General features: G+C 59.5%; 13 protein-coding genes. 10 read left to right on the forward strand and 3 right to left on the reverse strand.

Annotated elements, in window-relative coordinates:
- Positions 1-119: 119 nt before the first annotated feature.
- A complete protein-coding gene (locus JO965_RS35340) occupies positions 120-932 on the forward strand; it encodes an IclR family transcriptional regulator (protein ID WP_203446607.1) in 813 nt (270 codons plus the stop codon).
- A 177-nt stretch (positions 933-1,109) separates the two neighbouring features.
- Here JO965_RS35340 and JO965_RS35345 read toward each other — a convergent pair whose 3' ends face one another.
- Entirely contained in the window at positions 1,110-1,988 is an 879-nt protein-coding gene (locus tag JO965_RS35345; protein ID WP_203446608.1) for a GNAT family N-acetyltransferase, read from the reverse strand.
- Positions 1,989-2,265: 277 nt separating this feature from the next.
- On the opposite strand from JO965_RS35345, the gene argE reads away from it, so the two are divergent.
- The 6 genes from argE to JO965_RS35375 all read left to right on the forward strand — a co-directional run bounded on the left by argE (position 2,266) and on the right by JO965_RS35375 (position 8,864).
- On the forward strand, positions 2,266-3,387 hold the full coding sequence (argE, locus tag JO965_RS35350) for an acetylornithine deacetylase (RefSeq protein ID WP_203446609.1): 1,122 nt from the start codon (positions 2,266-2,268) through the stop codon (positions 3,385-3,387).
- Between the two features lie 23 nt (positions 3,388-3,410).
- Entirely contained in the window at positions 3,411-4,334 is a 924-nt protein-coding gene (locus JO965_RS35355; protein ID WP_203446610.1) for a glyoxylate/hydroxypyruvate reductase A, read from the forward strand.
- 15 nt (positions 4,335-4,349) lie between these two features.
- Positions 4,350-4,706: a cupin domain-containing protein gene (locus JO965_RS35360; RefSeq protein WP_203446611.1), complete on the forward strand. Its 357-nt coding sequence runs from the start codon at positions 4,350-4,352 to the stop codon at positions 4,704-4,706.
- A 163-nt stretch (positions 4,707-4,869) separates the two neighbouring features.
- The gene (locus JO965_RS35365; protein WP_203446612.1) at positions 4,870-6,336 is read left to right on the forward strand and encodes an aldehyde dehydrogenase; all 1,467 of its coding nucleotides are present in this window, start codon (positions 4,870-4,872) and stop codon (positions 6,334-6,336) included.
- A gap of 11 nt (positions 6,337-6,347) precedes the next feature.
- A complete protein-coding gene (locus tag JO965_RS35370; protein WP_203446613.1) occupies positions 6,348-7,391 on the forward strand; it encodes a tartrate dehydrogenase in 1,044 nt (347 codons plus the stop codon).
- An 18-nt stretch (positions 7,392-7,409) separates the two neighbouring features.
- The gene (locus JO965_RS35375) at positions 7,410-8,864 is read left to right on the forward strand and encodes an NAD-dependent succinate-semialdehyde dehydrogenase (RefSeq protein ID WP_203446614.1); all 1,455 of its coding nucleotides are present in this window, start codon (positions 7,410-7,412) and stop codon (positions 8,862-8,864) included.
- Between the two features lie 127 nt (positions 8,865-8,991).
- Here JO965_RS35375 and JO965_RS35380 read toward each other — a convergent pair whose 3' ends face one another.
- Both JO965_RS35380 and JO965_RS35385 read right to left on the reverse strand, forming a co-directional pair.
- The gene (locus tag JO965_RS35380) at positions 8,992-10,269 is read right to left on the reverse strand and encodes an FAD-binding oxidoreductase (RefSeq protein ID WP_203446615.1); all 1,278 of its coding nucleotides are present in this window, start codon (positions 10,267-10,269) and stop codon (positions 8,992-8,994) included.
- Between the two features lie 15 nt (positions 10,270-10,284).
- Positions 10,285-10,953: a haloacid dehalogenase type II gene (locus JO965_RS35385; protein ID WP_203446694.1), complete on the reverse strand. Its 669-nt coding sequence runs from the start codon at positions 10,951-10,953 to the stop codon at positions 10,285-10,287.
- A gap of 330 nt (positions 10,954-11,283) precedes the next feature.
- Between JO965_RS35385 and JO965_RS35390 the strand changes: the two genes are divergently transcribed.
- From JO965_RS35390 to JO965_RS35400, 3 genes are all read left to right on the forward strand, one after another.
- Positions 11,284-12,120, forward strand: a complete 837-nt coding sequence (locus JO965_RS35390) for a GNAT family N-acetyltransferase (protein ID WP_203446616.1) — start codon at positions 11,284-11,286, stop codon at positions 12,118-12,120.
- A gap of 13 nt (positions 12,121-12,133) precedes the next feature.
- Complete coding sequence (locus JO965_RS35395) at positions 12,134-13,510, forward strand: aspartate aminotransferase family protein (RefSeq protein ID WP_203446617.1); 1,377 nt, start codon at positions 12,134-12,136, stop codon at positions 13,508-13,510.
- Between the two features lie 224 nt (positions 13,511-13,734).
- Positions 13,735-15,342, forward strand: a complete 1,608-nt coding sequence (locus tag JO965_RS35400; protein WP_203446618.1) for an ABC transporter substrate-binding protein — start codon at positions 13,735-13,737, stop codon at positions 15,340-15,342.
- The last annotated feature ends 15 nt before the right edge of the window (positions 15,343-15,357 follow it).

Consider the following 15,357-nt stretch of genomic DNA (forward strand, 5'->3'; position numbering starts at 1 on the left):
CCCAGATCACGGACATGACGCGAGGCCAAGTCAATGGATCAATTCCAGCTTATGAAATTTTTTTGACATTCCTTTCTGATATCGAAATAAAAGCCCTAGAAATCAGGTTAAAATTACAAATGACTGAAGATACTTTATCCGGAATCAGGAGAACCCTCGGAATCCTTAAGATCCTTGGGGGTGGAAATCCTCAGGGCATGCGTCTCACTGATATCGCTGCGGCGAGCGGGATCAGTCAGCCTACCGCCCACAGAGCTCTGAAGGCCTTGATGGCAGAGGGGTTCGTCGAGCAGTCCGAGGCCGGCCGAAGGTACCAGTTGGCCCTCGACTTCTTCGTGCTCGCGGCGCGGGCTGCACATGCAGGCGGGCTGCGCGGCACGGCAAGGCCGGCCCTTCTACGCCTGTCTTCAACTCTGAGCGACAGCGTCTTCCTTCTTGTCCGTAACGGTTTTGATGCCTTGTGCCTGGACCGCGTGGAGGGGCCGTTCCCGATCAGGACGTTCACGGGTGATATCGGCGGGAAGGTGCCGCTCGGAATTGGGCAGGGCAGTCTCGCTATTCTGTCCTATCTGCCGGAGGACGAGCGTGAGACGATCATACGCTTCAATGTTCCGCGCCTCCTCGACCGGGGCAGCTTCGACGAGGTCGGGCTGCGGATGCAGATCGAGAATGTCCGCAAGAAGGGATTTGCCAGCCTCAATACGGGCCTCATTCCCGGAATGGCCGGAGTCGGCGTTCCGATCCTCGATTCGGAGGGGCGAGCTGTCGCCGCCTTGAGCATCGGGACCTTGTCGGAACGATTGGAGGGGGATCGTCTTCCGCTGGTGGTGGAATTGCTGCAGAAGGAAGCGAATGGGATTGGTCGGCAACTCAACCCTTTCGACCCAACCCTGCGCTACCCCGCGCGAAGCCTTGGCACAGGATCCGTATGATCATTCCAGCGAGCTGCCCTCGTCTTAGCCGATCAAAGGACCGCTCCTGGCACATTCCAGAAGTAGGCCGAATGTCCGCTAGAGTGGGGAACAGCAGACCTTCACAAGACGCCAACAAATGAGATCACTGCATTGGAAGTACGGCTGTGCCCTCGTAGCGGACACCATCAGGGAGAGTTAGCTTAGCGCGTGCGCTGCCAGGCCATATATTGACGGCTCGCCCATTTTTGCCTTGAGCAACGGGCGCCCTCGCGACATCGTCGTCACCGTATCGAAAACGCGTAGCCCGCTTTCCTGGAGGAAAGCCATGAAAGCACCTTCCTTATGTCGCGTATCAACCCGCGCAAATTGCCTTGGCACATCTGCCAAATGTGCCGAGACGAGTTGCATCGCATCATCGTCATTGCTCGCCACAATTGGGCCAATGACCTGTCCACGCCCAAACCTGCGACGGAAGGCATATGCTATGAGAGCTCCGTCACGCCAGATACCGTAGCCGCTGGAGTCGGGTGCGAGAACCTTGAGAAGCCTCGTTCGATCCGCGCCGAAGGCACGGGTATCAAGCGCGGCTAGACTATCGAAATCAGCCTTTGGAATAGCCCTTAGTTCACCGTCCATGGGTCTCAGAGACGGCAATTGTGTTGCAGCCTCGCCTTGACATTGATAAACCGTTGCCTCCGGCACAAACCCAAGAGAAACATAAAGCTGGTAGGCTTCACGGGTTGCGTTGAGGATGAGATTTCGATCCCCGCAACGGTCGAGAACTCGATCCATCAGCCAGCGGCCATTGCCCCGAGCCTGCAGGCGAGGTGACGTGATCACCATGCCAACCGTCGCGAAATCCGTTCCATGGGAAAACCACATCGCCGTGCCAAAAACGCGACCGATCCCATCCGTTGCCGCAAACCCCTTACCCACGTGTCGAAGCATATTCCAATCTTCAGGACGATGTGGCCAGCTGACACCTAGGGATAGCGCGTGCAGCATATTTACGTCGATAGAGGCAATATCGCTTAGGCTGAGTTCAAACGAGTCCAGACGTAGATGATTTTGCATTGATATTCCTACTCCCCGCCTCCCCAGGTTCGGGTGGCGTCACCGATACTCCTCATCGCCAGAAATCCAGCGATTGAAGAGCATTCAATAAGGTCGGTCGACCATACATGTTTGGTCACAGCATCGCATGGGGATGGCAGTAGTTTTGGCTCGATAGGCCCCCGCATTCGAAATTTTCATCCGTACCTGACCATAATCCGGCAGAAAACAGCACTGACGGAGAACTACCTTAGCCCAACGGCAAAGATCCCTTACCGAAACGTTTGGTGCCCCGACGATGGTAGAAGACATTCTAGCAAAATTGGTTGCCTTCCCGTCCGTCGTGGGCGCGCCCAATGGGGCGATCGTTGCCTGGATCGCTGACTACTGCAGAGCGCACGGCGCGACCGTCGAGGTTCTACCTGGCCCAGAGGGGGACCGATGCAACCTGTTTGCCACTGTCGGTCCGCGCGACAAGGCAGGCTATATCCTGTCCGGCCATATGGACGTGGTGCCAGCGGGTGAACCGGAATGGAGTTCCGGCCCCTTCACGTTGCGGTCCGAGGGGGACAGGCGTTACGGGCGTGGCACCACAGACATGAAGGGGTTCCTTGCCTGCATCCTTGCTGCTCTTCCGACATTTGCCGCCAGCAATCTCAGTCGACCCATTCATCTCGCCTTTTCCTATGATGAAGAGGCTGGCTGCCGCGGCGTTCCGCATCTTATCGCAGCGCTTCCCCATCTTTGCCAAAAGCCTCTTGGGGCCATTATCGGAGAGCCCAGCCGGATGCAGGCTGTGCGGGCGCACAAGGGCAAAGCAGCAGTGCGCCTGGAGGTGATAGGCAGGTCCGGGCACTCCTCCCAACCCTACCTTGGACTGAATGCCGTGCATGCCATGGCAGCTATCGTCACCAAGGCCGTAGCGTATAGCGAACTCCTGGCCCGAGGGCCGTTTGATCAGAACTTCGAGCCGCCATACTCAACCCTGCAAGTTGGAGTTATCGCCGGTGGGCAAGCTGTCAACATCATCCCAGACCGTTGCACAGCCGACATCGAGGTGCGTGCCGTATCCGGCACGTCGCCCTTGTCTCTGCTGGAGCCGGTGAAGGCGGACCTCGAAGCGCTGCAGGACAAAAATTTCAAGACGATTTGGCATGAACTCTCAGCCTATCCCGCCCTGTCCCTAGCCGCCGATAGTCCCCTTGCGGGTCTGCTGGAGGAGTTGACGGGCCAAGAGGCTCTCGCGGCAGTCAGCTACGGCACCGAAGCTGGCCTCTACCAGCAGGCAGGCATTGAGGCGATCATCTGCGGTCCCGGTGATATCGACCGCGCCCATCGTCCTGACGAATATATTACACTGGCTGAACTGCATGCCTGCCAGCAGATGATCGAGGCTTTAGGTGCACGGCTTTCGGCGTGACCTCCAAACAATAGGCTGGCTCAATGGTTTTCCTATTTAATTCCGATCCTGAGCGCGGCGCTGTCTTCCGGGAGATCTTCGCTCGAGAGCTGCCCGACACCGATTTCGTGCAGAAGGGGGAGTTTGTCCCCCCGGAACGGGTTCGTTATCTTCTGACCTGGACAGCACCGGAGGAGATAGAGCGATACCGCAATCTCGAGGTTCTATTTTCTCTTGGAGCAGGCGTGGACCAGTTTCGGCCAGGCAGTGTGCCCGGGAATGTAAAGCTGGTGCGGATGGTGGAAGAGGGCATCATCCGCATGATGCAGGAGTACGTCACACTCGGTGTTCTTTCGCTCCATCGGGAGATGCCAGCATACCGGGAGCAGCAGAAAGCGCAGGAATGGCAGGTCCGTTCCGTCCGCCAAGCAAGTGAGCGTCGGGTTGGTTTCCTTGGCCTCGGCATGCTTGCTCAAGCCGCCATCGAACGACTGGCGCCGTTCCAGTTCCCGTTAGCGGCTTGGAGCCGGACCGAGCGCGACGTGCCTAAGGTGAGGAGCTTCCATGGCGCCAGTCAATTGCCGGAGTTCCTGGCGCAGACTGACATTCTTGTCTGCCTCCTACCACTCACCGACGAAACGCATGGAATCCTGAATGCTCGCCTGTTCGAGCACCTGCCGCAGGGTGCAGGACTCGTGCATGTCGGCCGTGGCCCGCAGCTCGATCAACTGGCTCTCCTCGCCGCACTGGATACCGGAAAACTCTCGGGTGCAGTGCTCGATGTCACCGATCCGGAACCGCTGCCGCAGGGACACCCGCTTTGGAGCCACCCGAAGGTGATGCTGACCCCGCATATAGCCAGCGTGACCCAGCCTCACACAGCGGCGCGATCGGTCGTTGAAAACATCCGGCGTCATCGTGCCGGTCAGGAGTTGATCGGCCTCGTCGATCGGACACGCGGTTACTGAAGCAAGGAGAAAAGTATGTCGCTTCTCGTCACCATCGATCCCAACCCAGACTTTGCGCCGAAGGATGCATTGCCGGCACCGGAACGACTGATATCCGGCAATCCATCGTTCAAGACTTGGGCACAGGACGCCTCTCGTCAGGATAAGGTCCTAACTGGCGTTTGGGAGGCGACACCCGGCGAAACGCATTCGATCAAGGGCACCACATACGAATTCTGCCATCTCATCTCGGGCCTGGTCGAAATCGAGGAAAAGGAGGGTGAGACCAAAACCTACCGCGCCGGGGACAGCTTTGTGATGAAGCCGGGCTTCGTTGGCGTCTGGCGGACCATCGAGACAGTCCGCAAGATCTACGTCTGCGTCTACGAGTGATCCAGGAGCGGGCGGGTGGGTAGCCGCGCCCGCCGCTCTCCAAAACAATTCACCGCAAGTCAGCGTTTCAGCACGATTCTACGCCGCCCGAAGTGCAGATGTCGACGGAAAATGCGGCACACATGGCGCTAGTCTCTGATCGAACAGCAGTGCGAGGTGCCTCATGACCTTGAGTTTCGATCCTGAAACGCTCGCGTTTCCTTTCCACCACTTTATCGACGGCAAGCCACTCGCGTCAGTTGCCGCAGGACCGGAGATGCGGCGGCCGTCCGACGGTCGCGCCTATGGCGAATGCCCTGTCGCGGACGCGGACCTTGTCGATCGAGCGGTGCAGAGCGCCAAACGGGCCCTGAAAACCAGTGGCTGGAGCGATGTCCGCCCGCGCGAGCGCGTCAAGGTGATGCAGCGCTGGGCGGACCTGATGGAAGAGGAGGCGGTGACGCTCGCACGTCTGGAGGCGGTGTCCTCGACACGGCCCATCGCCCAGCTGATCGAAGGCGACATCGCCGTCACAGCTGAGCAGATCCGCTTCTTCGCCGAATTCGCCGACAAGGAGGGCAGCGACGTCGTACCGACTTCGGCCTCCGCTTTCGGCATGACGCTGACCGAGCCATATGGTGTCATCGGTGCGATCACGCCCTGGAACTTCCCGATCTCAATGGCTGGCTGGAAACTGGGTCCCGCGCTTGCCGCCGGGAATGCAGTGGTGTTGAAGCCTTCCGAGATGACGCCGTTCTCCACCCTCTACATGGCCGAGTTGGCAGTCAGGGCAGGCATTCCAAGCGGGCTCATCAATATCGTCCTTGGCGACGGCCAGACGACCGGCAATGCCATCACGGGGCACCCCGACATTGCGAAGGTCAGCTTCACTGGATCGACCATGGCCGGCGCCGCTATCATGCAGAACATCGCACGGACCGGCATCAAGCCGATGACGCTCGAGCTGGGGGGAAAGAGCCCTCAGGTTGTATTCGCCGATGCGGATCTGGACCTTGCCGCGTCGGCAATAGCGCGCGGCATTCTCGCCAATTCGGGACAGGCATGCGTTGCCGGTTCGCGTCTGATTGTCTCCGAAGAGATAGCCGAACAGCTGAGTTCAGCGCTTTCCCAGCACATGGCCGGTATTAGACCCGGCGTGACCTGGAATGAGGATACGCAATACTCGCCGATCATCTCCCGACGCCAGCTTGATCGCATCGATACAATTGTGCGCAGAAGCCTCCACGAGGGGGCCGAGTGCATCGTCGGCGGGCGGATCATGGAACGGTCCGGCTACTTCTACGAGCCGACCTTGCTGTCCGGCGTCAGTTCGTCATCACCGGTAGTCACCGAGGAGATCTTTGGTCCGGTGTTGACAATGCAGACGTTCCATACCGAGGAGGAAGCGCTCGCGCTCGCGGATCACCCAACCTATGGGCTCGCAGCAGGTCTGTTCACCCGCGATCTCTCCCGCGCGTTACGCGTCACCAAAGCTCTGCAGGCGGGGACCGTGTGGGTCAATCGATACGGCCGGTCACGGGACCACATCCTGCCGACCGGTGGGTACAAGAGCTCAGGTATTGGCAAGGACCTCGGGCGGGAGGCCTATCTCGCCAATCGCAAATCGAAAAGCGTGCTCATCGACCTCTGAGAGGGCAATCCATGAAGAGCTTTTCTATAGCGCTGATCCCAGGCGACGGTATCGGCAAGGATGTAACCGCAGCCGCCTGGGCCGTACTGCAGGCCGCAGCCAGCAAGCACAATTTCAACCTCGAGGGTACGACATTTCCTTGGTCCTGCGAGCACTATAGGCAAACCGGTGCCATGATGCCGGAGGCCGGGATCGAGACGCTGCGTGCCTTCGATGCGATCTATCTCGGCGCCGTGGGCTGGCCGACAGAGGTGCCCGACTCGGTGTCGCTGCACGGTCTCCTCCTGCCGATCCGCAAGGCATTCATCCAATACGCCAACATTCGCCCACATCGGCTGCTGCAAGGCGTCACAGGTCCCCTGCGTGCACAGAGCTTCGATATCTTGTGCATTCGCGAGAACACCGAAGGGGAGTATTCCGGAGCCGGCGGACGGGTGCATTCGGGCACTTCAGACGAGGTGGCGGTCGAAACGGCAATTTTTACCCGCAAGGGTGTTGAGCGCATCGTTCGTTTCGGGTTTGACCAGGCGAGAGCCCGGCGCGGCAAACTGGCCTCGGTGACGAAGTCGAATGCCCAGAAGTACTCCATGGTGTTCTGGGACGAGGTGACACGGGACGTTGCGCGCGAGTACCCAGACATTGAGGTGTCGCACTACCACATTGATGCCATGGCGGCTCGCATGGTGATGGCGCCGGAATCGCTGGACGTCGTGGTTGCTTCCAACCTCTTCGGTGACATCCTGACGGATCTCGGCGCGGCCATCCAGGGCGGATTAGGCTTTGCCGCATCAGCCAACATCAACCCGGATCGCACCGCGCCTTCGATGTTCGAGCCGGTGCACGGATCCGCCCCTGACATCGCACATCTCAACATTGCCAACCCCATCGCTGCCATTTGGTCAGGCGCGATGATGCTGGAGCATCTCGGCGAGGCGGATGCGTCGAGGGATGTGATGGGCGCAATCGAAGCGAGTACTGCCAAGGGCGTTGGCACCGTGCCCGGCAAAGATAGGACAGGGGCGATCACAGACGCCATCTTGGCGGCAATGGTCTAAGCGAAAAGGAAACCTGACATGCAGTTGAGGGATACAGAGCTGTTCCGCCAGCGCGGCTTGATTGGTGAAGAGTGGCGAGATGCAAAATCTGGCAAAACCGTCGATGTCATCAACCCAGCGACACAATTGGTGCTCGGGACGGTTCCCGACATGGGCGCGGCTGAAACCCGTGACGCGATCGAGATGGCATCACGTGCTTTCAAGGTTTGGAAGAAGAAGACGCATGCAGAACGGGCAGCGCTCCTTGAGGCCTGGCACGCGCTCATGCTCAAGCATGAGGAGGATCTCGCCCTCATTCTGACCCTCGAGCAGGGGAAGCCCCTTGCTGAGGCGCGCGGCGAGATTCGATACGGTGCGGGCTTCGTCAAATGGTTCGCCGAAGAGGCGCGCCGCATCGGCGGGAGCACCATTCCGTCGCCAACACCGGATCGACGGATCCTAGTTCTGAAGGAGGCCGTCGGCGTCTGCGGGATCATTACGCCTTGGAACTTTCCCAACGCAATGATCACCCGTAAAGTCGCGCCTGCGCTCGCGGCCGGCTGCACGGCGGTGATAAAGCCGTCCGAATTTACGCCCCACTCGGCACTTGCTCTCGGCGTTCTGGCCGAGCGGGCCGGAATTCCGGCAGGCGTCATCAACATCGTCACGGGCATGCCCACCGAGATTGGTGGGGAGCTGATCGGCAACGAAACCGTGCGGAAGATCTCCTTTACTGGGTCGACGCGTGTCGGCGCGCTCCTGATGCGTGGCGCGGCCGATGGCATTAAGCGGTTGAGCCTCGAGCTGGGTGGGAACGCCCCCTTCATCGTGTTCGACGATGCCGATATCGAGCTCGCGGTAGAAGGCGCCATCTCTTCGAAGTTTCGCAACGGCGGCCAGACCTGCGTCTGCGCCAATCGCATCCTAGTCCAGTCTGGCATCTATGATGCATTTGCCGAGAGGCTGGCTAACCGCGTGGCACACATGAAGGTTGGAGCCGGCACGGAAGACGGTGTGGTGATCGGCCCGATGATCAACGCAGCCGCCATCGACAAGATTGAGCGGCATGTCGATGATGCATTGGCAAAGGGTGCACACATCCTCTCGGAAAGTAACTTTGTTCCAGTTGGCCCGCAATATGCAAGACCTCTGGTACTAGGGGGTGCAACCACCGAAATGCTGCTTGCATCGGAAGAAACCTTTGGACCAGTCGCGCCACTCTTTCGTTTTGAGACGGAAGAAGAGGCAATTGGGATCGCCAACGGCACGCCATTCGGACTTGCGGCTTACTTCTATACGCAGAATCTCAGCCGTTCATGGCGGGTGGCCGAGGCACTGGAGTTCGGAATGGTCGGGTTGAACACCGGTGCCATCTCCACAGAGGTGGCGCCGTTCGGTGGTGTCAAGCAGTCCGGCATCGGCCGTGAAGGCTCGCAGCTCGGTATCGAAGAGTATCTGGAGGTAAAAACCCTGCATATGGGAGGGTTGAACTAATTTGATTGGGGGCGGTGCGCCCGCCAGTTGCTTTCGTTGGGGTGGCGTGGAAGCGGCCAAAGCCTGGCAGAAAGGAGGAAGGCGGCCCAGGCCGCCTTCCTCAGTTGCCTATGTGACGGGATCGCTTTTATTGAATCTTGTCGAGCATCTTGTAGTAGAGGCCGACCACCGGCAAGAACCACGGCTTGCCCGAGTACCCGGCGATGGTCGGCCATTCGAGGCCATTGAGCGGATTGCGATCGCCTTTGCCCATAATCGCATCGGCGAGCAGGATGCCCATTTGTGTCGACATCTGCGCGCCGTGGCCCGAATAACCCATGGCAAACCACACACCATCGGCGAAGCCGGCACGTGGGAACCGATCCTGTGTCATGTCAACAAGACCACCCCAGCAATAATCGATCTCCACCTGGGCCAGATGCGGGAAGAGATTTGCGAGGCTGGCGCGCAGGATCTCACCGCTCTTGGCGTCAGATCTTTGGTCCGAGGTGGCAGAAAAGCGCGCCCGGCCCCCGAAGATCATGCGCCGGTCCGGGGCCAAACGGAAATAATTGCCGATATTCATCGACGTTACGTAGGTGCGGTTGCCCGGCATGGTCGCGGCGATTTCACTCTCGCTGAGCGGCCTTGTGGCAATGATGAAGCTGCCGACGGGGATGATCCGGCGGCGAAAATACGGGAAGGTCTTTGTCGTGTATGCCCCGGTTGCCAACACGACCGTATCGGCCGTAACGGTTCCGTGCGGGGTTTCAAGTTCAGTTAGACTACCACTGTGATGGCGTTGCGTGACGAGCGCGTTCTCAAAGATGGTGGCGCCGTGACGGGTGGCTGCCGTGGCAAGGCCCGTGACATACCGGCCCATGTGCATCATGGCGCTCTTTCGCGAGAGCATCGCACCATGGAACGCGTCCGAGCCGACCTCGGCGGCAAGGTCCTCGCGGCGCAACAGCGCCGTGTCCGGATCCACCTCCTGGTGAAGAACCTCGAAGTTGCGGGCCAGTGCATCCATATGCGAAGGCTTTGACGCCAGTTTCAGCTTGCCGGAACGACGAAAGGCGCAGTCAATCGTCTCTTCCCTGACGATGCGTTCGATCGAGTCGATCGAATCGTCAAAGGCGCGGTAGAGCGCCTTCGCGCGGTCGGCCCCGAGATGGGCTTTGGCGGCCAGGTAGCTGTGGGCGATGCCGTTGTTGAGATGGCCGCCGTTTCGCCCGGACGCGCCGGAGCCAACCGTTCCGCCCTCCAGCACGACGACACGCACGCCAGCCTTGGCGAGGTGCAGGGCCGCGGACAAACCCGTGAAACCTGCACCAATCACGGCGACATCATAGTGCCCGCTCACCGGGTCTGGCGACGCCATGGTGAAGGGTGGTGTGGTTTCGTGCCAGTAGGGCTTGAACTGCATCTTGCCGGTTCCTTATTACAGACCTACTGCGCCAGCCAAGCCCGAGATGTCCTTGATCTCCGTGTACTCATAGAAGGGGTTCGCAGGCTCGTGGCCGCGGTTCACCCAGACCTTGCTCTTTATACCCATGTCATAGGCCGTCATCAGGTCATAGCGGAAGGAGGAGGAAACGTGGGTGATGTCTTCGGGTCCGCAGCCGAGCTTGTCGAGCATATACTCGAACCCCTTCATCAGCGGCTTGTAGGCACCCGCTTCCTCCGCCGTGATGACCATGTGGAAGGGTGCACCAAGCTTCTCCACGTTTGACGTGATCAGGCTTTTCATGGAGTTCGACAGGATCACCAGCGGAATCTCCTTAGCAACCTTGGCCAGACCCGCCGGGACATCCGGGTGCGGCCCCCATGTCGGCACCTCTTCATAAATGCGCTGGGCATCCTCCGGTCGAAATGCAACGCCATTTCGCTTGCAGGTGCGCTCGACGGAATTGTGCACGACCTCGGCGTAGGGCTTCCAGGCGCCAAGCACCTCGTCCAGGCGATAGGCCGCGAAATCCTTGATGAACTGTGCCATCGCAGCGGGGGACAGCCGCGAGCCATAGACTCTCCTCGCTGCGCCGGCCATGTCGAAGTTGGTCAGCGTGCCGTAGCAATCGAAGGTGATGTATTTCGGCCGAAACTGGCTCATGAGGTCAATCCTTGCAATGATGCCGGCACCGCGTGCCGACCTGCCACGCATCGTAGCGCCCCTCCTTATGGACTAATCACCGCATTTGGTCCGACGGAAAGCAGAATGTTCCGTATTGGATGACGGGCACGGCAGAGAGTTTTCCAGCAGCACCCGCCGCCAGGGGCGGAAGTCACGGCGTTGGCCCGTCGTGTTGCACGAGCGGCATAAGATGCGGAAGTGAGGCCCACAGAAAGCGCAAAAGCATTGATCAGGCACTGGAGTCAGGAGGAGCTGCTTCGAGGCCTAGTCTATTCATAAGGTGACACGAAACGCGACGCGGAAAACGGAATGACTGCAGAACAGATCTCTCTGGAAGCAATGGAAACCGGGCATCTGGACGGAGCCGTCCTGCTCTCGCGCGAGGCGGGCTGGCCTCATCGCCGCGAGGATTGGGAGTTGGTGTTGTCGGTCAGCGAGGGCATCGTGGCACTACAAGATGGCCGCGTTGTCGCAACAACCATCATAACCCCTTTCGGCTCTGATGCCGCTGCCATCAACATGGTGATCGTGGACTCGGCTATGCGGGGGCGCGGGCTCGGGCGGAGACTGATGGATGCCGCGCTGGAAAAGACCGGCATCCGCAGCTGCCGGCTCGTGGCGACAAAAGAGGGTCTGCCCCTTTATGAGAAGCTCGGTTTCGTTGCGGTTGGCGAAATCATCCAGCATCAGGGGAAAGCCCTGAAGGTCGCGGTCCCGGCGACCGTTTCCTGGGCGCGGGACGATGAACATGAGAAAATTTGCTCGCTAGACCGCGCTGCCTGCTGCCTCGATCGCAGCAAGCTCATGTGCATCCTTCGGCAAGCGGCCCGGTTCGCAGTCATCCGGGAACGAGGGGAGGTCAAGGCATTCGCGGCAGTGCGCGCCTTCGGCCATGGCCTCGTTGTCGGACCGGTCGTTGCATCGAGCCGCCAGCAGGCCAAGGACCTCATCCAGTTCATGCTTGCGCATCATGAAGGGGACTTCGTCCGCCTCGACATGGAACTGTCCACTGAGCTTGGCCCCTGGCTTGTCGAGCGTGGCCTTGCCCATGTCGGCGGCGGCATCCCGATGCAGCGCGGCCCCAAGGTGGAGCGAGCCGAAGCACCATACCGCACATATGCGCTGGTCAACCAGGCGCTGGGTTAAGTTGGAGACTAACATGCTGAGCAATTCGCTGATCGAGCTTGATCGTGCCCACCTGATCCATCCCGTTGCCTCCTATCGCGGGCATGAGAAAAGAGGCGTGCGCGTCCTGAAATCCGGCAGGGGGGCGTCGGTGACGGATTCCACTGGGCACACCTTGGTGGATGGTTTCGCGGGCCTTTGGTGCGTCAATGCCGGGTACGGCCAAGACAGCATCGTGGAGGCCGCAACCCGCCAGCTTCGTGAGCTCCCCTATGCCACCGGGTACTTCGGACTGGGCTCCGAACCGGCGATCCGCTTAGCAGCCGAGCTTGCTGAGCGTGCGCCAGGCGACCTTAACCACATCTACTTCACCCTTGGTGGATCGGATGCCGTCGACAGCACCATCCGCTTTATCCGCTACTACTACCACGCCAAGGGCACGCCCCAGAAAGACCAGTTCATCTCGGTCGAGCAAGGCTACCATGGGTCCTCGACGGCTGGTTCTGGCCTGACGGCACTGCCGGCGTTCCACGCAGGTTTTGGAGTTCCGTTTGATTGGCAGCATAAAATTCCGTCTCACTATGCCTACCGCAATCCGGTCGGCTCGGAGCCTCAGGCCATCATTGATGCTTCCATGGCGGCGTTGCGTGCTAAGGTGGAAATATTAGGCGCTGAGCGCGTGGCCGCCTTCTATGTCGAGCCAATCCAGGGGTCTGGTGGCGTTCTGGTGCCGCCGAAGGGCTGGATGAAGGCCATGCGCGAGGTCTGCCGGGAGCTCGATATCCTGTTCGTGGCGGACGAGGTGATCACGGGTTTCGGGCGAACGGGCCCACTGTTTGCTTGTTCGGAGGACGAGGTCGTGCCTGATCTCATGACCACGGCCAAGGGGCTGACCTCCGGTTATGTGCCACTCGGCGCCGTCTTCATGTCCGATCGGGTCTACAACACTATTGCTGACGGCGCCGGTATGACCGCAGTTGGCCACGGTTACACCTACTCGGCACACCCCGTCAGTGCTGCAGTCGGACTGGAATGTCTGCGGCTCTACGAGGATGGCTTGCTAGAGAACGGCGTGCGGGCTGGCAAGCGGCTGATGGCCGGTCTGCAGTCCCTCGCGGACCACCCGCTGGTCGGCGATGTCCGGGGGCGCGGCATGTTAGCGGCCGTCGAACTCGTGACCGACAAGCAACGCAAGACGCCACTCCCGGCAGCGGCAGATCCCGCACGCCGGATCTTCGACAGAGCATGGGAGAACGGGCTCATCATCCGAGCCTTTGCCAACGGGGTGTTGGGTTACGCACCGCCACTCTGTTGCACGGAAGAGGACATCGACAGGATTATCGATTGCACCCGCGTGACGCTCAATCAGACGCTGGAGGACGCAGATGTTCGTGCGGCGGTAGCCGGATGAGTGGGTTGGAAGCTGGCAACCTCGCGGCACAAATGTTGCCGAGGCATCATATTCGCAATTTTGTGCCGCGAGCCATCGACGATTCAGCGCAATCGGCGAGCAATAGCCGCCAAACTAATCCTTATCGGTAGCGGAGCTGGGTCAACCTGAGATTTTTAAGCTTACGCCGAGGAGGCGAACAAAAATAACCAGAAGTCAGCCACTAGACAAAAAAGGGAACTGCTATGGACAAGATTGCCAACTGGACTTCTTCCGACGATGCGATGGTCGAGAGCGCGATCCGTCGCGGTGCAAGCCGCCGCGAACTTCTGCAGATGATGTTCATGGGCGGGGTCGCGGCAACCACCGGCGCCACAATCCTCGGGCGTGCAACGGCGGCGGTTGCCGCTGAACCTGTGAAGGGCGGCTTCATCAAGGCGGCAGGCTTCTCTGCTTCAACCGCTGATACGCTCGACCCTGCGAAAGCATCGAACGCCACCGACTATGTTCGTTGTTCTGCCTTGTACAACCGTCTCACTTTCCTCAACGGTGCCGGCGAAACGACGATGGAGTTGGCCGAGAGCATCGAAAGCAATGACGCAAAGGTCTGGGTCGTCAAGCTGCGCAAGGGTGTAATCTTCCACGACGGAAAGAGCTTAACCTCAGCCGACGTCGTGTTTTCGCTCAACCGACACCTGGATCCAGCTGTTGGCTCGAAGGTCAACGCGCTCGCGAAGCAGATCGACCAAGTGAAGGCCATCGACGCTCAGACGGCTGAGATCACACTTCAAGCACCGAACGCCGATCTTCCGACGATTCTTGCGCTACACCATTTCATGATCGTTGCCGACGGTACGACCGACTTTTCAAAGGGGAACGGCACCGGACCCTTCATCTTGAAAGAGTTTCAGCCAGGGGTGCGCTCGATCGCGGCACGCAACGAGAATTACTGGAAGGACCGGAAGGCGAACCTCGAAGGATTTGAGTTCTTCGCAATCGGGGACGAGACGGCTCGCATGAACGCGCTGCTCTCCGGCGACATCCAACTTGCCGCCAACCTCAATCCCCGCTCGCTCCGCGTGCTCGAGAACAACCCGGCGGCCAACCTGTTCATCTCGAAACTGGGTACCTACACCAACCTGAATGTTCGCCTGGACATGGCACCCGGCGACAAGCAGGGGGTTGCGGAAGGCTTCAAATACCTCATCAACCGAGACGTCATTAAGAAATCGGTGCTACGCGGACTGGCCGAGATCGCCAATGACCATCCGATCCCGGATTGGAACAAGTATCACAACGCTGAACTGAAGCAGCGCGAGTTTGATCCGGAACGGGCTAAGTCTCTCTTCGCAAAGGCTGGCGTGCTTGGCCAGGAGATCCGGATCACGGCCGCCGAGGCGGCATCCTCCTCGCCAGATTATGCGGTGGTCGTGCAGCAGGCGGCTTCCAAGATCGGCCTCAAGGTGGCGATCAACCGCGTCCCATCTGACGGCTACTGGTCCAATCATTGGATCAAGGATGCCGTCCACTTCGGCAACATCAATGCACGTCCGACCCCCGACATCCTTTTCTCGCTGCTCTACAAGTCCGATGCAGCTTGGAACGAGACTGGCTACAAGTCGGAGAAGTTTGACAGCATGCTGCTCGAAGCACGCGGACTCCTCGACGAGGCCAAGCGCAAGCAGATCTATGGCGAAATGCAGGCCATGATCTCCAATGGGGCAGGCACGGTCATTCCTGTCTTTATGTCAAATGTTGATGCTATTTCGCCCAAGCTGAAGGGTCTCACCCCCAACCCGCTTGGCGGGATGATGGGCTACACTTTCGCGGAACATGCGTGGATTGAGGCTTAAGGAGTTGATCTAACT

Origin of the sequence: Microvirga sp. VF16, assembly GCF_016864375.1 — a bacterium.
Lineage (GTDB): Bacteria > Pseudomonadota > Alphaproteobacteria > Rhizobiales > Beijerinckiaceae > Microvirga.